14 protein-coding genes and 1 tRNA gene are annotated in these 18,731 nt (G+C 47.3%); 2 read left to right on the top strand and 13 right to left on the bottom strand.

What is annotated here, in order from left to right; genetic code table 11:
• Window positions 1-72 precede the first annotated feature (72 nt).
• Complete coding sequence (locus tag ACY0JR_RS18075; RefSeq protein ID WP_462635566.1) at window positions 73-360, bottom strand: hypothetical protein; 288 nt, start codon at window positions 358-360, stop codon at window positions 73-75.
• Between the two features lie 192 nt (window positions 361-552).
• The gene (locus ACY0JR_RS18080) at window positions 553-849 is read right to left on the bottom strand and encodes a hypothetical protein (protein ID WP_462635567.1); all 297 of its coding nucleotides are present in this window, start codon (window positions 847-849) and stop codon (window positions 553-555) included.
• Window positions 850-1,056: 207 nt separating this feature from the next.
• Here ACY0JR_RS18080 and ACY0JR_RS18085 point away from each other — a divergent pair, with 207 nt between their 5' ends.
• Window positions 1,057-1,653, top strand: a complete 597-nt coding sequence (locus ACY0JR_RS18085; protein ID WP_462635568.1) for an LURP-one-related/scramblase family protein — start codon at window positions 1,057-1,059, stop codon at window positions 1,651-1,653.
• Window positions 1,654-1,836: 183 nt separating this feature from the next.
• Here the strand turns inward: ACY0JR_RS18085 and ACY0JR_RS18090 are convergent.
• The 10 genes from ACY0JR_RS18090 to ACY0JR_RS18135 all read right to left on the bottom strand — a co-directional run bounded on the left by ACY0JR_RS18090 (window position 1,837) and on the right by ACY0JR_RS18135 (window position 14,854).
• Window positions 1,837-1,910: transfer RNA gene (locus tag ACY0JR_RS18090), tRNA-Ala, on the bottom strand.
• Between the two features lie 192 nt (window positions 1,911-2,102).
• Window positions 2,103-5,258, bottom strand: coding sequence for a TonB-dependent receptor (locus tag ACY0JR_RS18095; RefSeq protein ID WP_462635569.1), 3,156 nt, complete (start codon window positions 5,256-5,258; stop codon window positions 2,103-2,105).
• 377 nt (window positions 5,259-5,635) lie between these two features.
• The gene (locus ACY0JR_RS18100) at window positions 5,636-6,319 is read right to left on the bottom strand and encodes a C40 family peptidase (protein WP_462635570.1); all 684 of its coding nucleotides are present in this window, start codon (window positions 6,317-6,319) and stop codon (window positions 5,636-5,638) included.
• 305 nt (window positions 6,320-6,624) lie between these two features.
• Window positions 6,625-7,587 carry a YheT family hydrolase gene (locus ACY0JR_RS18105; protein ID WP_462635571.1) on the bottom strand — a complete coding sequence of 321 codons (963 nt, stop codon included), beginning with the start codon at window positions 7,585-7,587 and terminating at the stop codon, window positions 6,625-6,627.
• Between the two features lie 1,195 nt (window positions 7,588-8,782).
• Window positions 8,783-9,466: a phosphate signaling complex protein PhoU gene (gene phoU / locus ACY0JR_RS18110; RefSeq protein WP_462635572.1), complete on the bottom strand. Its 684-nt coding sequence runs from the start codon at window positions 9,464-9,466 to the stop codon at window positions 8,783-8,785.
• A gap of 141 nt (window positions 9,467-9,607) precedes the next feature.
• Complete coding sequence (gene pstB, locus ACY0JR_RS18115; RefSeq protein WP_462635573.1) at window positions 9,608-10,360, bottom strand: phosphate ABC transporter ATP-binding protein PstB; 753 nt, start codon at window positions 10,358-10,360, stop codon at window positions 9,608-9,610.
• Window positions 10,361-10,439: 79 nt separating this feature from the next.
• The gene (pstA, locus tag ACY0JR_RS18120; RefSeq protein ID WP_462635574.1) at window positions 10,440-11,324 is read right to left on the bottom strand and encodes a phosphate ABC transporter permease PstA; all 885 of its coding nucleotides are present in this window, start codon (window positions 11,322-11,324) and stop codon (window positions 10,440-10,442) included.
• 3 nt (window positions 11,325-11,327) lie between these two features.
• Entirely contained in the window at window positions 11,328-12,533 is a 1,206-nt protein-coding gene (gene pstC, locus ACY0JR_RS18125) for a phosphate ABC transporter permease subunit PstC (protein ID WP_462635575.1), read from the bottom strand.
• Window positions 12,534-12,648: 115 nt separating this feature from the next.
• Window positions 12,649-13,548, bottom strand: coding sequence for a phosphate ABC transporter substrate-binding protein (locus ACY0JR_RS18130; RefSeq protein ID WP_462635576.1), 900 nt, complete (start codon window positions 13,546-13,548; stop codon window positions 12,649-12,651).
• A 22-nt stretch (window positions 13,549-13,570) separates the two neighbouring features.
• Window positions 13,571-14,854, bottom strand: coding sequence for a porin (locus ACY0JR_RS18135; RefSeq protein WP_462635577.1), 1,284 nt, complete (start codon window positions 14,852-14,854; stop codon window positions 13,571-13,573).
• 1,317 nt (window positions 14,855-16,171) lie between these two features.
• Here ACY0JR_RS18135 and ACY0JR_RS18140 point away from each other — a divergent pair.
• The gene (locus ACY0JR_RS18140) at window positions 16,172-16,606 is read left to right on the top strand and encodes a hypothetical protein (RefSeq protein WP_462635578.1); all 435 of its coding nucleotides are present in this window, start codon (window positions 16,172-16,174) and stop codon (window positions 16,604-16,606) included.
• A gap of 617 nt (window positions 16,607-17,223) precedes the next feature.
• Here ACY0JR_RS18140 and ACY0JR_RS18145 read toward each other — a convergent pair.
• On the bottom strand, window positions 17,224-18,606 hold the full coding sequence (locus tag ACY0JR_RS18145) for an undecaprenyl-phosphate glucose phosphotransferase (protein WP_462635579.1): 1,383 nt from the start codon (window positions 18,604-18,606) through the stop codon (window positions 17,224-17,226).
• Window positions 18,607-18,731: the final 125 nt, after the last annotated feature.

Genomic DNA, 18,731 nt, shown 5'->3' on the forward strand with positions numbered 1-18,731 from the left:
AGACCAGAAAAGATTTCTTTGTAACGAAATCAGCGTGTAACAGAAACTGCACGCTGCCGTTCTCTGCGAGTTTTATTGAGCGTTAGAAGCGTTATTGCTAGAAGATGCCTTGGATTTATCACCTCCAAAGGAACTGCCCAATCCTTTCACTGAGCTGGTAACGGTATCTGTCAGAGAGCGGCGTCTATCTTTGCCTATGGCCGCTATGGCTATTCCAGCACCCGCTGCGCCCAGAAGCGAATACAACACCTTCTTATTTCCGGTTAGGGATTTTACTTTGTTAAGGAGAGATACACCAGTGCTGTTGTTCGCCCCTTGGTTCCCTTTGTTCTTCTTGCCTTTGTTTTTATTCTTTGCCATTGCTTTGTTTTTTTAAGGTCGTGAAATCTAGTTGTTTCGGTTAATACGAGGGTGCCATGTGGTTTACCTCTTCCTGAAAACGTACGCCGCTCCTGTCTTTAAGTTGGCTTTGCAGGCAAGTTTTGTCTAAAAAGAAGATTAGCGCGCTGCCATTGCGGTATTTGTATAGGCATCTTCGGGCCCAAAAAACGGCTATGTATTTTCTATTGCCACTGGTTTGGCGGGCTTTTCTTCCTTCGGGGCTTTGTGCTTGGGCGAAGGCTTCGGCTTTTCTTCCGCGTCCTCATGGTGATGGGCCAGATGTTTAACTGCCGCTGTAATTCCATCCACTAAGTTCCCGGCTTTGTCTGGCCCTATGGCTTTGGCCAGCGCAATCCCCGCTCCGAAAGCGCCAAGTAGACCCAGCAATACGCGGTTGTCTTTGATGAACGGTTTCACCACTTTGTAAAAGGATTGGTGCTTCTTCCCTTTTTTCTTTTTCTTAGCCATTGCCTTTTTCTGATAAGAGAGGACCTGTAAAGTAGCTTCGCAGTTCTCTACGTGTACATGCTGCCTTGGTTATTTCCATCTCCTAAAGGGATCCCGAACATTTCTTCGGCAGATTCCTTAAATCCTGCAATCAATAGGAAAGAAGGTTGTACTTTAGCTTAATCCCAAAGCACCGTTCGTTCTAAAAACCCCTTTTGAGATAACCACATGCAAGACATTGTATTTCCGCTAGACTTTGAATTTAAGATTACCACCTTCTCCAATGATTTTATAGTGACGGATGCCAACGGCGAAACCATTAGCTATGTAAAACAGAAGCTGTTTAAGTTTGTGGAGGAAGTCAGTGTTTTCCAAGACCAGTCTCAAACTGAACTGCTGTACACCATCAAGGCCAATAAATGGATTGACTTCTCAGCGGCTTATGTCTTTACAGACAGCACCGGGCGGGAAATTGGGCGGGTAGCCCGTAAAGGTTGGGCCTCTCTCTGGAAAGCACACTACGAGGTGTATGACCAAAACCAGCAGCAGGACTTCACCATTAGAGAAGCAAATGCCTGGATCAAAGTTGGCGATGCCTTGCTGAGCGAAATACCATTAGTAGGAATTCTTAGCGGCTATTTCTTCAATCCATCTTACAACGTCCTTCGGCCCGACGGCACCCACATAGCCACCCTTCAAAAGCAAAGATCCTTCTTCGGACGGCGTTTTACCGTAACCCAGGAAAGCGCCTTTGAAAGGGGAGAAGGCGAGCGTATTATCCTTAGCTTGATGATGATGATCTTACTGGAAAGACGCCGGGGGTAAGCAACTAGATTCCAAACCGGTAACACAAAAGAGGCTCAGCAATCAATTGCTGGGGCTCTTTTGTTTCTTGCAGCTTAATACAAAAGCGATGATGAAATGGAAGTTCAATTTTCTATTTGCAATGGTTGTGACCCAAAACAAAAAGGCCTTTACAAGTAACTTGTAAAGGCTTTTTTGTTATTGTGGAGAATATCGGAGTCGAACCGATGACCTCTTGCATGCCATGCAAGCGCTCTAGCCAGCTGAGCTAATCCCCCGTTTTGATGTTACAAAAGTAAGGCGCATTTCAGAAACTACCAAATCTGCTGCAAAGAAATTCTGTTGTTAATTCTCTCTTTTAAAAGTAACGTGAGAGAAAGACAGTGAATGAGAGAGTTGAAAATGGAAAAGAGGAAATAAAAAAGGCGAACCAATGGTTCGCCTTTTTCTATAAGAGGGTAAGTTCTAGCTTATTGGAAGATGTAACGCAGACCAACTTGTCCTTGCCATCTAGACCCAAAGGAAGTAGACCAAACGTCTGTAGTTGGTTTGTTGAAAGTGAAAGTAGGCACGTTGTTCGCATCACGGGATACAAATCTTACCAACTCTACTGCAGCGTTGTTTACAAAGTAGCTACGGCCCCAATCTTTGTTGATGGCATTACCTACGTTGAATACATCCAGGGTCAATTGCAACGTGTGTTTCTTAGCACCTAAGTTAGCGAAAATATCCTGGGCGATACGCAGATCCAGACGGTGCGTCCAAGGAGTGCGGGCGCCGTTACGCTCTGTGTATTGACCTCTGCGTGAACGTAAGTAATCATCGTTCTCAATGAAAGCGTTCAGGTCAGTCCACTGTTGTGCCGGAGTGATCGTCACGGCATTCGCGCCGCTACCAACTACTAGGTTTGTGAAACGGATCTCATCAGCGGTACGCGGTACGTAAAGAAGGTCATTACCAGTGTTACCGTCAGAGTTCAAGTCTTGTGAGTACAGGTACGTGAACGGAGTGCCTGATTGTCCTTCATAGAACAAAGAGATAGAAGTGCTAAAGTTGTTCAACCAGTTCACAGTATAACCACCAGAAGCAATCACGCGGTGACGGATGTCAAAGCGGGAGTAAGACAACTCAGGATTGTTAGGATCTGTTACAATCTGGTTAAACTGCCAGTTAGATCTGGCGGTGCTGCTAGCGCCACTGTTCACATCTTTAGACTCACCGTAGGTATAGGCTACCATGGTGTTGATGCCGTTGTTGAAGTTCTTCTGTAACTGACCAGTCAAGGTGTAAGTATAGCCTCTGCTAGTGTTGTCAAGTAAGATCACGTTGGTAAACGCGTTGTTTACTCTTCTGCTAGCCGAAGCTGGGTACACTGGTCTGTTATCAGGTCCACCAAGGGTGCCTACCGGCGCTTTCAGGTTGATGTCTTTGTAAACAACGTCATTGAGCGTTTTAGAGTAGATACCTTCAACGGTAGCAATGATTCCCAATGGCAACACATAGTCAGCGGCCAGGTTGGTACGGAACGTTTGTGGGATTTTGAAATCGTCGGTTACCAAGTTGATCTCAGAAGTTGTACCCGCTTCACCTAAATCACGAATTTGGTCAATATCAGTAACGAATCTTCCGGTTCTGGTTTGGTTTTGTAAAAGCAGAGAGCTGAATGTAACACCGTTGTTGGTGAACTGGTTTGACAGCCACACAAATGGAACACGGCCAGTGAAGATACCGGTACCACCGCGTACTTGCAGGGTTTTGTCACCAAATACATCCCAGTTGAAACCAGCTCTAGGAGCCCATAGTAACTGACCGCTAGGAGTAGCATCGGTACGAAGGTCTGTATATTCAGGGAATGTCTCAAACGCTTGCTCTACGCTCAGGTTACGAACTGGTTTGTCTGGCATTACAGGCATATCTACCCGTAAACCTAAGGTAACGCGCAGGTTGTCTGTTACAGAGATCTCATCCTGGGCGTACAAGCCTAACTGCATGGCGTTGAATTTAGCGGCAGGATTTGGGTTGTTTTTGTCGGCAGAGTAAGTCTGCTCAATCTGGAAAGGTCTCTCGGCTAAGAAATCTGCCAGGCTGTTGAATTGGTAGTAACCGTTACCGTTGTTGATGAACAAGTTCCGGAATTTGAAGAACTCATTGTGCGTTCCGAAAGTGAAGGTGTGGTTTCCTTTGAAGAAGGTCAGGTTGTCTGTGAATTCGAAGATGTCCTGATCTAACTCATTGTAAGCCGAGCTACGCTCTGTACCAGCAGTGATAGTGTTGCTACCGCTGTTGTTGAAACGGATAGTTACTTGTGGGAACAGATCGCCTGGAGTACCGCGGGTGTCTCTGATTCTGGAATAGCCTACAATTAAGCTGTTTGAAAGATTCTCAGAGAAACGGCTTCTAAGTTCAGCTACGGTACTGTTGGTAGTGTTGTCGAACTGATACGCGTTGTTAGCGAAACGGAAGGTGCTGTTGGTACGGGTGATGTTGTCATCAAAAGCGGTCACATAGTTGTGGCGCAAGGTCAATTGGTGACGATCTGTAATGTTCCAGTCTAAACGGGCGAAGAATTTATCGCTTTCAGTACGACGATCCAAAGGACCGAAGCTGCCTGGGTCATAACCGTATTTGTTAATCAGGGTTTGGGAGATAGTTCTTACATCGGCTTCTGGCACAATAGAACCGGCTTCGCCCAGGTTATTCAAAAGAGGCTCTGAACGACGGGTGATCTCCCCGTTCAGGAAGAAGAACAGTTTGTCTTTCAAGATAGGACCACCAATTCTGAAACCAGTCTGGTAGTCTGAGAAATCAGCTGTCTTGGCATCAGTAATAGGGTCTTTGCCTACGGTTTTCTCGTTACGGCCGAATGCGTACACAGAACCCTCAAAGTTGTTTGTTCCGGAACGGGTTACGGCGTTGATTCCACCACCGGTGAAGTTACCGAATTTCACGTCGTAAGGAGCCAATACCACCTGGATCTGGTCAATCGCGTCCAGAGAGATAGGCTGGGTACCGGCTTGTCCGCCGGGAGTACCGCTACCGGCCAAACCGAACACGTCATTGTTCACCGCACCGTCAATGGTGATGTTGTTATAACGGTTGTTGGCACCACCAAGGGAGTTACCAGAGGCCTGAGGCGTTAGGCGGGTGAAGTCCTGTAAAGAACGGTTAAGTGTAGGAAGGCGCTCAATCTGCTCGCGAGACACGTTGGTGGCTGCACCAGTACGGTCAGCGTTGATAACCGCGTTACGGTCTGCTACTACCTGTACTTCAGAAAGACCTACCGCACTTTGAGAAAGGTTGAAGTCTAATCTAAGCGTCTGGCCAAGAGCCAGGGTCACATTCTCTCTTCTTTGTTCCTGATAACCTACGTACGTGGCCGTAATGGTGTAAGGACCACCTACACGCATGTTCTGTAGATTGTAACGGCCGTTGGCGTCTGCACTGGCGGCATACTGGGTGTTGGAAGGTGTGTGTACTGCCACAATGGTAGCACCAGCCAGGCCAGCCCCACTTGCGTCAGAAAGGACACCAGTCATAGAGGCGGTTGTTGTGCCCTGGCCCCAACTTAGGTGCATAGGCAAACACATCACCACGATGAGCATCAATCGGGTAATTAGGTTTTTCATAAAGGGTTTTTTTTGTGCAAAAGTAAAAAGGGTGAAAAGAAAAGCAGGTAAGGCTATTGTTAAGTTAACATTAAGCTTGTTAACAGAACTGCTGAGGAAGGAAATTGCAGAATCCCTATAGGATGTGAGCATTTTACGTGTGGTCAGTGGATTGACAGCACAAAGATAGAGAGTATATTTTATTTGTTCGGCATGCCGATATCAAACTTAATTTCAACACTGTACTTAAGTTACGTCTGTTCTGCTAAGGTATTGCTAACAGTTTTTGGAACTTCTTAATCAGTACTTATAACAATGCCCATATCATTACCTGTTTAGTAATGATATGGGCACGTTATAGAAATTTTCTAAAAATTAACTAGGCCGAAAGGCCCGGTTTAAATGTAGGGACGAACCGCCTTTACGAATATTTTTTGGTAATAAGGCGAGTAGAGGTTGTCTTCCTTTACGCCCAAAGAGGTAGAGGCATGAATAAACCAGATCTCATTCTGGTTCTTTACTTCGGTGACCATGCCTACGTGCGTAATATTATAGGCGCTCTTGGAGGAGCTGAAGAAGACCAGATCACCGGCCTGTAATTCATTGGGGGAAACAGAAGCCCCAAACTGACTTTGCTCACCCGAGGTGCGCGGCAGTTGTACATCTATGGCTTGAAAAGAAGTACACAGCAGCCCAGAGCAGTCCATGCCTACCCGGGTGGTGCCCCCTAATTGGTACGGCGTACCGGTATAGGAGCGGGCTTCCTGAATTACCGTCTCAATGTCACGGCGCATGACGCCTTTTCTATTCCCGGAGATATGGATGGACTTGGTTGGTTTCTTCCCTCTGCTGGAGATATGGATTTCTTTGACCGGTGCTCTGTAAGAACCGGAACGGCGGCGTTCCATGCGCTCCTTTTTCTTCAGCTCGGCAATTTCCCGGGCAGAGCGGTATTTCTCGTTTGGTTTACTGAAGGTGGAGTGGGAAGACCTTCCGCAGGAGGCGATGAGCAAGGCAAGGCTCAAAAGCAGGAGAGAGGATGTTTTTGCTACGTTGTTCAAAGCGGTCTGGTGTCTGCGCATTTTCAATATGAATCAAAGATAAAGCATTCCACTTTTTTGTGAAATAAGTTTGGCTTCGGCTTTCGTTTTAACCTTGTTTTTCAAAAAGTATTCAGAAGACACTTCAGGCAGGAAGAACCCCTATGGTAACGGCTGTCATTATGATACAGTATCTGAAAAGTTAGAACCTTTGCCAGAGAGTAGCTTAATCTAGTGACCATCAATCACTTTACTTTAAGTGCTTTTGTGTTTCTGAATTTGGAAGGTTTCTGTGGGACAACCTCTGTTTTTAAGTTGATTTCTACAAAATAGCTTAAAAACGAAACTTAAACTTTTCCCTGCAAGAACGCCACGGCCCGCCGTTCTGAGTAGTAAAGACCTTTCAGGAAGTTCTCTGAGAAGCCCACGTGGCCGCCGTCTTTAGGCATCTCCAGGTAGAAATTAGGGTTTTGTTGCGCCTGTTCCACGGGGAAACATTCCGGGGAAAGGAAGGGATCGTTCAAGGCGTTCACCAGCAGGGTAGGGATTTTAATGCGATGCAAGTGAGAAACCGAACTGCATCGCTCATAATAATCGGCGGCACTTTTAAAGCCGTGCAAAGGGGCGGTGTACCGGTCATCAAATTCTTCAAACGTGGAAATCTTCTCGTAGTGGGTCAAGTCCAGGTCAAAGCGTTGGGCTTTTTCCTTCAGTTTTTCGTGGAGTGATCTCAGAAACCGCTTCATGTAAATGCGGTTCGCGGGCTTGGCCAATTGCAGGCAGGCGCTTTTCATGTGGCACGGCACTGAGAAAACCGCGGCCCTGGTTACTTGTTCTGGAACTTGCGCAGACCATTGTCCTAGGTAATTAAGGGTGAGATTGCCGCCCATGCTAAATCCCACTAAATAGACGGTTTGGTAGCTGCCGGTTTTCAAGGCGTGGCGCACTACCAGATCCAGGTCCTCTACCGCCCCCATGTGGTAAGAACGCAACAAATGATTGGGCTCGCCGCTACAGCTTCTGAAATTCCAGGCCAGGGCATCCCAGCCGGCGTTGTTCATGGCTTGCACCATCCCTTTCATGTACGGTCGGTTCGTATCACCCTCCAGCCCATGCGATAAAACCACCAACGTGCCCGAATTTACTGTAGACCAGTCCAGGTCCAGGAAGTCTTGATCTGGGGTAATGATCCTTTCCCGCCGGTACGTGACGGGCGGCAAGCGCCGAAGCGTGCTGGGCAGAATGGTCTGCAAATGTCCGTTGAACAGATAGCGGGGACTTTTAAGAAAGTTGGAGGGGAGCAGCGGCATACGGTTTACTAGCTATTCTACAGCGACGTACGCAAAAGTACAGCTTTTAAGGAGGGGTCGCAACTAAGTTGTTGGTAATTGTAATATATCTATTCGTCGAACTTTTGGCAATGTTCACCGAGAACGGGAGTAGATAGAACTAAATTATATGAATAGTGAAAAGATGACCCTTATATTTGAACTATTAATAGCAAATAAAGATTTTATACTGCTCTTCTATCTATAATATGTATAGCAATAACGTTAGAGAAAATATAACTAATTGTAGTAAGGCATCAGAAGAATCAATCAGTGAGTTTATGTCTCCGGACCAGTTAATTCAGTTAGCCTATGCTAAATTGGAGTACCTGAAGGCGCTGTACCGGAACCAGTTAGGTTATGAATATGTGTCCGTGGCTCCGGTTGCGGTACGTGCTTAACCGAGTGCATTTTCTGCCTTTCAGCGTTCTAGCGCTGTTTTAGGAAAACACCTCTGAAACGAAAGACTTTCTTTTGCTTGAGAGGTGTTTCCTAACTGGGTAGGTTCAGCTTCTGTTCTTAGTTGTGGCTGATGTTTTAAGGATAGGGGAATGCCCTACGCTGTTTCCTTGGCTTGGCCGCTTTTTGCGTGGGTGCAAATGCGGCTCTTTGCATAGTTGCCGGTAAGCGCTCACGGCCGCGAGGCCCCGTCTTCCCCTCGCGCACTGCCCTTTCGGCCTGAGGTGTCGTTTGTGCTTAGTTTTGCCATTCCAGGGCCAAAAGCGAGGCGCGCTCGGGAAAGACTGGAATTGGGAAAGTAGCAGAATGGACTTCTACCCTCTAAAACAGATACTCCCCCTTTGAAGGGAAGGGCCTTTAAGTTCTAAAAATTGATATGGTTCAAATTTCAACTTGGACCTAAAATGAGCTGAAGTTTGCAAATCAGTGAGGCGTTAGCCTCAAACTCTGCAAGAAAGGCAATGGACTTTACCGCAGTTTAAGCCTCCAATGTAGAACTTAACGGCCCTATCCTTTGAAGGGGGCGAAGGGGGGAGGTTTACATCTGCCGGTCACACGCATTGCTTTCTTCTGCAGAACGCATTACCATTAGTAAAAATGGTTCAAGTCTGTGACTTGGACCTACCATGTCCGGAAGTTTGCAAATCCGTGAGACAGAAAATGGCTTTCAATGTCTTTCCTGTTCTAGGGCTGCCTGCTCCTGGACTTGGCTTTTGACCTACTCCTGATCCTTGTTCCGCTTCTTTTTCTGTTTGTGTTTGACCACTTTGGCGTCTACGTAGAAGACGATTTCTTCGGCAATGTTGGTGGTGTGGTCGCCAATGCGTTCCAGTTTTCGGATGATGCCGGAGACTTTCAGGCTTTGGTAGATGTTGTCGGGGTGTGATTGGAAGTACTTCAGCAAGACCTTGTCGGTTTGGGTGTGTATCTTGTTGAGGCGCTTGTCTTGCTTGATGACCTGCCGTGCTAGTTCGGTGTTTTCTTCCAAAAAGGCTTGCCGCACGTTTTGGAGCATGGCTTCTGTGGCCTCGTACATTTCTACCAGGCGGCTCTCTGCCAGCAGCGTGGGTTCAATGGGGGGGGTGGCTTCCTTGAGCATGTGGGCAATGCTTTCGGCGTAATCACCAATGCGTTCCAGGTTGGAGTTGATCTTGAGAATGGCCAGCACCCAGCGCAAATCTACCGCCACCGGATTGAACAAGGCGAAGATGTTTTCGCACATGCGGTCAATCTTGATGTCATAGGCGTTCACTTTCTTCCCGCTCTTGATCACCTTTCTGGCCAGTTCTTCATTAGAGGTAAGGATGGCCTCTTTGCCAGAGGTGAGCTGGAAGTCTACCAAATCCCACATCGCCTCCACTTTGGTTTTGATCCGGAGGAGTTCTTTGTCTAACTGATTCATAGTTTACCTGGTTCTGCTAAAGGAAGTAAGGGGAAGGAGGGAGCTCTTCCGGGGCACTCGTCTCAAAATGATTTCCAACGGTCTTTTCTGTTTCAGGTGCCCTTTTTCAGAAAAGGCAATAAACCACAACGTAGGTCCTGATCAACCAAAACGGCCAGTGATGTAATTCTGAGTACGTTGGTCTTTAGGGTTCGTGAAAATAGTTTTGGTTTTGGCATATTCCACCAACTCACCCAGATAAAAGAAGGCGGTAGCGTCGCTCACCCGGCCGGCCTGCTGCATGTTGTGCGTCACAATCACAATGGTGTAGTTCTCTTTGAGCTGATGAATGAGCTCTTCGGTTTTGGCGGTAGAAAGCGGATCCAGGGCCGAAGTGGGTTCATCCATTAACAGTACTGAGGGCTCAATGGCCAAGGCGCGCGCAATGCAAAGGCGCTGCTGCTGCCCGCCAGATAATTCAAATGCACTTTTCTTGAGTTTGTCTTTGACTTCGTCCCACAGGGCGGCTTGTTGCAAAGAGCGTTCTACCCGTTCTTCAATGAATTTCTTGTCTTTGGTGCCGTTCACCCGCAGGCCATAAGCCACATTCTCAAAAATGGATTTCGGGAAGGGGTTGGGTTTCTGGAACACCATGCCCACGTGTTTGCGCAGATCGTCTACTTGTATGTTGGTTTTGTAGATGTCTACCCCGTCAATGAGAATATCGCCCTCAATCTTGACACCATCAATGAGATCATTCATGCGGTTAAAGCAGCGCAGGTACGTAGATTTGCCGCAGCCCGAGGGACCAATGAAAGCCGTTACCTGGTTCTTTTTCATGGACATGGTAATGCCTTTGAGGGCATGGAAATCGCCGTAGTAAAGGTGAACGTCTTTGGTTTCTACACTATTCATGGTATTCTAAAAAGGCAGCGCTATGCGGTATAACAGATGGTTTTCAGGTCTTTTTATGAAAATAGGGCCGAAAACAGGGTTAGTTCATTTTTACTTTTCTGCCGAAATATCGGCGCAGCCAGTTGGCTAAGAGGTTCACCAGCAGGACAATCATGATGAGCACAAACGCCGTCCCGTAGGCCATGGCGCGGGAAGCTTCAATGTTAGTGCCGCTGGTGGAGATCACATACAAGTGGTACGGCAAGGCCATGACCTGGTCAAAAATGCTGTTGGGTAACTTTGGCAGAAAGTACGCGGCCACCGTGAACAGAATGGGAGCGGTTTCGCCAGACACCCGGCCAATGGAAAGAATTAACCCGGTGATGATGTTTGGGAAGGCCATGGGCAATACCACGCGGCTGGTGGTTTGCCATTTGGTAGCTCCCAACGCCAGAGAACCAATCCGGAAAGAGTTGTCAATGGACTTCAAGGCCTCTTCGGTGGTTCTGATGACGACCGGTAGCGCCAGCAAACCTAAGGTAAGCGAACCCGCCAGAATGGAATCTCCGAACCCGAATTGGTTCACGAACAATGTCATCCCGAACAAGCCGAACACAATGGACGGCACCCCGGCCAGGTTGTTGGTCATCAGTTTCACAAACCGCTTAAACCAACTGTCTTTGGCGTACTCATTGATGTAAATACCAGAGAGAATGCCAATAGGGAAGGCGAACAGCATGCTGCCCGCTACCAGGTACAACGTGCCCACAATAGCCGGGAGAATTCCGCCTTGGGTCATTCCCTCGCGGGGCATCTGGGTGAGAAATTCCCAACTGATGACGGAAATTCCCCGAATCAGGATAAAGCCCAATATCACAACCAAGATGGCCACCACCGAGAAACTCAGCAGTTTAAAGACCAGGAAAGCAATGCTCTGTGAGAGATTCTTGCTTTTAGGCGCGGAAGAGGTAGTACCAAAAGCCATGTTCTATCTATTTTCTTTCTTTTTAGCCGAAACAAAATCTACCGTGAGGTTAATGACCAGCGTCATTAAAAACAGGATGCAGCCCAGCGCGAAGAGTGCCTGGTAATGGATACCGCCCTGCGGAGCCTCGCCCAGTTCAGCGGCAATGGTGGCCGGAATGGTGCGTACCGGTTCCAGAAAGGTATGCGGTATCACGGAGGCGTTTCCAGTTACCATCAAGACCGCCATGGTCTCGCCAATGGCCCGACCAATGCCCAGAATGGCAGCCGTAGAAATACCGGATACAGAGTACGGGATAATGACTTTGTAGATAGTCTGCCATTTGTTCGCGCCCAAGGCTAGACTCGCTTCTTTCATGGCGCGGGGCGTAGTGCGCATGGCATCTTCAGACACCGAGATAATGGTAGGCAAGGCCATAATACCCAGCACAATGCTCCCCGCCAGCGCGGTCTCGCCCACCGGCAACCCAAACACGTCCTGAATCAGTGGCACAATAACCACCAACCCGAAGAACCCATAGACCACTGACGGAATACCGGCCAGCAACTCAATTACGGGTTTCAGAAGATTCCGGACTTTGGGATCTGCAATTTCGGCCAGGTAAATGGCGGTGGCCAAACCCAGCGGTAAGGCAATGAGAATAGCTCCCAAACTAACCCACAGGGTGCCCAGAATCAGAGAAAGCACGCCCAGTTGCACCGCCGGCTGAATGGTAGGGTACCACTGCCGCCCCGCCAGGAAATCACCTACGGTTATGGTGGCGAGCTCAATCTTCTTGCCTTTGAAATCTGGGGCGAGGTATTCTGTGGGGAAAAAGGCCAGAATGTTGGGTTCTTTGGCCACCAGTTCGTTCAGGCGTTGGGGCAGGTATTCAAAGTTGGCTCCAATCTGTTCCTCGGTATAATAATCCGTGATATCCTCAATCTCGAACAGCTTGATGGGAGCATCCTGACCGCCCACCTCTTTCCAGTTGGTGATGTTCTGGTCAAAGATTTCCTTTACCTCACCTGATGATAATTGACTTACCTGATTCTGCTGGTGCACCGCAATCATAGAGCCTTCGGCCACCGGCGTCTGACTAAAAATGCCCAATCCTTCTTTGAAAAGGTAGAACACAATCAGGAGCACCGTGATACTAGTCACGGTGCCGCTGATGGTAATTATCCCTTCTATGAGTTTTTCGCCCAGGTTGTGGAAGTGCCGTTTCAAGGAATTGGAAGTAAGTAATGAAGGTGTTTTTGGAAAAGTAAGGCTAAACTAACTTAAAGTTCCCCGGAATATGAGAGAGTGAAAACATTACTGGAGAAGAAGTAAGCAGCGGGAATTACCCTAGCGGAATGTACCCAATCTCTTGCACCGTTTTCTGGCCTTCTTCAGAAAGCACGTAGTCAATGAACGGTTTTACCTTGCTTTCTGCGGTTGCGTCATAAAAGAAGAAAAGCGGGCGGGAAATAGGGTAGGTTTTGTCTTTGGCAGCTTCCAGGCTGGGGGCCACAAAGGTTTTGCCCTGGTCATAAGACACTTTCAAAGATTTCACTTCCTCGGTTTCATAGGCCAAACCAATGTAGCCAATTGCTCCCGGGGTTTGGCTCACCGATTGTACAATGGAACCAGTAGCGGGCATCATGAGAATGCCGTTGGCGTAGTTCTTTTTGTCCATTACGTGTTCTTTGAAGAACTCATACGTACCAGAGCTGGTCTCCCGCGAGTAGGCCACAATCTTTTCATCGGCCCCGCCCACTTCTTTCCAGTTGGTGATTTTGCCGGTGAAAATGCCTTCCAGTTGCTCACGGGTCAGTTGACTTACTTTGTTGCTGGGGTGCACAATCACAGAAAGGGCGTCATACGCAATCAATGCTTCTTTCACATCTTTCTTGGCGCTTTTCAATTTCAGTTTCTCCTCGGTTTTCAGTCCGCGCGAAGCCATGGCAATGTCAGTGGTGCCTTCCTGCATGGCTGCCAGACCAACGCCGGTTCCGCCGCCCACTACCGTAATGGAAGCACCGGCATTTTTACCCATGTACCGTTCGGCTTCCTGCTGGGCCAGTGGAAGAACGGTATCGCTGCCCTTAACGGTGATAGAAGTAGAAGCTGCTTCGTTTTGGGCGCTGGTACCAGTTTCCTGTTGCGTCTCGCCACCTTTGCTGCAGGCACCCAGTAATAGGCTGGCTAAAAGTAAGCCGCTCAGCTGGGTTTTGATGGAGGTGAAAGTCTTGGTTTTCATGGTGTCTGTCTTTATGTAAAATCTAAAAGTTGAATTGAGCCTGAAGCCGAAGAAGCTGGCCATGTTGGCGATTGTCCAGGGCTTTGCCGTCTCTGGTGGTGCGGTCAGAAATGGTGTATTGGGTGGCTAGTTCGAAGTTGGGAATGGGTTGCCACTCCAGGCCAATTTCCGTTTCATACACTTTGCTGAACCGCGCATCGGTTTCGGTTTTTTTGCCGCCTTCATAGAATTGGGCCTTCACGAAAGGGATGAAGTGCTGGTTGCCTAGTTTCACCAGGTACATGGCCTGCGCGTAGCCTCCGTGCAGTGATTTTGTTTTAATGGTGCTGGTGGCTGGGTCAAACTCAGGACCTTCCCCTACGTTGTATTCGGCCTGAAACCCGAAGGGCTGCGGATACACCACCAAGCTAGCCGCTACCCTACGATCCGTAAAATCCCCGCCTTTGATGCTGGTGCTGCTTAGTTGGTCGGCGGTCACCGTGTACAGCCCGGAATAGGCTTGCAGACCAGGTTCAATGATCTGGCCGTTCTTCAATGCGAAAGGGTAGGAGACCCGCGCTACCACATGCTGGTTGTTGTTAGCCTCTGGCCGATTGGCCGTCTGGCCGTTATAGATCCCTAAGCCGAACACGCCATAGTCGCCGGAGCCTTTCAGACGGCTGTTCGCCAGTTCACTAAAGCGTTTTCTGATATGGGCCGGAGCCCAGTAAAACATGACACCTAGATCGCGCTCATTGGGCAACGCGCTGTTCAACGCATCATTCCGATCCTGGGTAAGACGGTTCTGGCTGGATTGCATGTTCTCAAACCCGTACGGTATCTTGCTTTGGCCTACCCGCAACCGGAATTCTTTTTCCTTATCCAGAGCCAGGTCAAAATACGCATCTCGTAGCTGCACAAAATGAATGGTGGAACTGCCGGAAGGGGTGGAGGCAAAATCGGGCTGAAGGTAGATATAGACCCGGTCATGCACATTTCCGCTGAAAACCAGACGGGCTCTTCTGATCAGAAAACCACCTTTATCTCCCACTGATCTGTCATACTCTGTTCTTAGCGCCGGATTTGTTTCCAGCAGCCTGTTGTACCGGATCTGCACATAACCTCTCAACGAGATTTTGTCATACCAATGAGAAGTGGTAGGTGCTGGGGCAGGAGATGCGCCATTGGCAGAAGCGGTCACCACAGAGTCTTTGACTGGAGTAGTTTGAGCTTTGGCTTCCCTATGCGAAAGTGTCAAGGCAGTAAAAAGAATAAAACCTAACGCATACAGGTGCTCAGGTATTCTTTTGTTTATGGGTGAGAACATAAGCAAAATGAATGGTTAATGTTTGCCAATTCGCTGGCAGGATAGTCTTTCTCCAAAACAGCGTTGGCGTGTAATAGTCCAGAATGGAGGAAATGAAGTCTAAACGTTTTTCAGGCTTCGGCTTACCGCTATTTCTAGACCTGTAGTCAGCAGGTATAGAACTTCCATGAACATGCCACAAAAGTAGAGGTGTAGTATTGCCTGAGTATTACTGGTATGTTATGTAATTGTTAAGAAGAGGAGGTGGAGGACAGGTTTGGTTCAATCGTCTAAAGCATGGTTCAAGTTTTCAATTTGGATTTGCCATGTCTGGAGGTTTGTAAATCAACGTGGTGAAAGACTGAAAGCGACTTTTGATGATTTATTAGTTTTAAGTAACCATTTTGGAATGGAGTAGTCCTGTTGTAGGAGGTTTGGGTATCTATAAGATTGCGATATTATTAAGTGCATGCAGTTTGCTGTTCCCTTGGGTTTTCTGCTTTTCGCGTGGGTGCAAGTGCCGGGTTGTTTCATCTTTTCTGGTAAGCGCTCACGGCCGCGAGGCCCCGTCTTCCCCTCGCGCACTGCCCTTTCGGCCTGCACAGTCCTTTGCGCTTAGCTAAAGCCTTTCCAGGGCCAAAAGCGAGGCGCGCTCGGGGAAGACTGGAAAGGGGGAAAGTAGGTTTGGTATAAAATACAAAGTATCATGGTTCAAGTCTGTGACTTGGACCTACCATAACCGGAAGTTTGCAACTTCCGTGAGGGGAAGGCCTCTAAAGCAGATACTTCCCCTTTGAAGGGGCGAAGGGGGATGTTTACACCTGTCGGTCACACGCATTGTTATCTTCTTCAAAGGCTATTACCCAAAAACATGGTTCAAGTCTAGACTTGGATCTACCATGGCCGGAAGTTTGCAAATCCGTGCGGCGAAATCCTCAAAAACTATTTCCCCAAGCTTTCCCTGCTCGGCCTACTTAGTAGTGGCTGTTTTCCGATTTACCATTTTGGTCTGTTGATGGTAAGCCATGGGAGAGTGTTTAAGCATGAATTATCCCTCGGAGAAGTAGGGTTGGGTTTTGCTCTCTACCATCTCCTTCAAACGTGTAGGTAGAAGGACAGGTTTGGGTTAAGCGATCCTAGCTCAGGTAGGAATAGGAGAGAAGGATATGTTTTAGGTTTGTTTTTAGAAAGAGAGGCCTAAAACGATTACTCGAAAAAAGGCTAACTAAAATTAGTTTACAAGATGCTGAAACTGGTAAATACGTTTTGAGGTATGCTTTTAATTCACTTATATTTAATAAGATAAAAGAAGAAGCGCCACGTAAGTCATTTGCAGCTATGGGTAAGACAGTATTGATCATCGAGCCGTATGTTACCATCAGTGTAGATCCTGAAACGAAGATTCTATACGTTGACTGGTGGGGAGACATCACAAAGCAGAATGTGTTAGATGGATGCGAGCTTCTCTTAGGCATGTTGGAAAGGGAGAATTGTAACATGATCCTCAACAATAACGCCAACGTAACTACCCACTGGAAAGCCACCGCTATCTGGGCAGCCACCATCGGCTTCCTGCAACTAGACAAAACTACCTGTACGTACTTCGCGTGGGTAAAGCCTCCTAAAAGCAATCTTTCCTCAGATTACGTCTTACGCCTGGATGTACGGCATGTACAAGTTCAAATTTTTGACAGCCAACTAGCCGCTGAACGTTGGCTCCTTCTAGTGCAAGAAAAAATAGCTCTTAAAAAGCAGCCTGTGGAGATGGAGTAAGTAGCAGACCGCCAAGAACTTTTGTTAGCCTTTGAGACTACATTGTGGGGTATCCCGTAGCGGCGTTACACTGTAACGCCGCTACCCATTCCTCCTCAACCGGACCGGCTATGGTGATCACACCAATAAAATCGAATATTTAAGAGGTAACCGTGTGGACAAAGTAATGTACCCCTCTGGTTTTAACTACTGAGTTCATGTCACTTAGCCTTTGCAAACAGAGCTATGACTTTGCAACGGGTTTGGGCGTAACGGAGGAGTACAATCTTTTCTTCGTTTTTAAGGAGAGATTTGTAACTATTCTGCTGCATATAAGTATCTCTACTTGAGAGATACTTATATGCAGCAGTTGTAGTATGGAGGTAGCGTTATTGTGTTTGTACGGAGTGATAGGCGCTGCTTTGGGTATATCTATAGCTGTGCTAGTAAGGAGAACCGTTATCGCTCTTCTAGGTAAAAGCGCTATCAGTATAGGAATAAGTTATAGCATCTTCCTATTAGGAACCATCTTGCTGTTGAGTGCTAACCACCGCAAGGTCGAAAGTTTGGTGTCCTCCATCTTGCTAGAGAAGCAGGTATCTCCCTCTGACGCCCAGCAGGACGTCTAGCAAGTTACACTAGAAAGCGTTCTGATCTCCTCTAATAGCCTTCCAAACTGTTAAGAAAACAATCTTAATATCCAGGAATAAAGACCAGTTCTCCAGATACCAGATATCAGCGGTCACCCTTTTCTGCATGCTTTCTGTATCCTTTGTCTCGCCTCTAAAGCCGTTTACCTGGGCCCAGCCTGAAATACCCGGCGTCAAATAATGACGCACCATGTACTCATCTATTAAAGCAGAATAATCCTGGGTGTGCTTGATCATGTGCGGACGTGGCCCGATCACCGACATATCGCCCAGGAATACATTTACAAACTGCGGTAACTCATCAATACTGGTCTTCCGGATAAATGCGCCTACTCTAGTGATTCTGGCATCTCCTTTAGAGGCTTGTTTCTGATCAGAATCATGGTTGACCGTCATGCTCCTGAACTTATAGCAATAGAAAGGCTTATTGTAAGTACCCGAACGTATTTGCCTAAAGAAGACCGGCCCTCTGGACTCCAGTTTAATGATAATCGCCATCAAAGGAATCAGCCAGCTCAAGATGAATACCATTACAAACAGGGAAACCGTAATATCAAACGCCCGCTTCACCAATCTATTCGCCCGGTTTTCCAGAGGCTCTTGTCTATGCGTGATGATAGGAATATGGCCGTAGACATCTACAAGCACATTTTTGTCAAAGAAATACTTCACATCTGGTACTAACCTGAACCGGATCATGTGCTTATCTGACTCATGCAATAGCATCTTCACCTTCTCTGCCTGAGAATCTGGAAGGGCACAGAAGATCTCAGAAATGCCATGGGTTTGGGCATAGGCAAAGCAATCCTCAATGGAACCTAAAACGTCTGTTCCAAGTGGCGCATCATCAAAAAAGCCTTCCACCTTATAACCCAGGTGAGGAGTTCTGTCTATATGGGTCCGCAGTTGCCTGCCCGCCTCTCCGCTCCCAATGATCACAATTTTCTTGTAATCAATGAGAAGATGGCGTTTCAGCTTCCGGAAGACCAAAAAGCTGAATTTAGTAACTAGAATAACAGAGACGAATAAGAAGGAGCTTATCCAGATAAAATCAAAGGAGAAGGTTAAATGGGGAAGAGCGGCTTTTAAGATAAAGGTGCCTATGAAATAAAGGGCAGAGGCTATTCCGGCAGCTTTCAGCGTAGGTATGGCTTCTCTGCTGATGACGTTCTCATACAACTCCAACAGGCTAGCGCAAAAGAACCAGAGAAGATTGCATAACAAGAAGTTTAATTTGAACTGGTCTGGTAGCCCTGCCTCCAAATGGTGAGGGTTCGTTATAGCTAGTCCAGCAAGTAAACAAAAATTAAGTAGAAGGTAATCAATGGATAAGCTTATCCATTTAAAGAAGGTCCCGTACTTATATGACATAATGAAATATTGAATATATAAAATATGATGTTCTTCTTTTAATAGCCGGGGGAGCTTCTTAGAGATGCGAATATGCAAAGTTAAAAATTGAAATGAAAGTATATTTTGTTGATTTTAATTAATAT

Source organism: Rufibacter sp. JT3400010 (assembly GCF_054956755.1).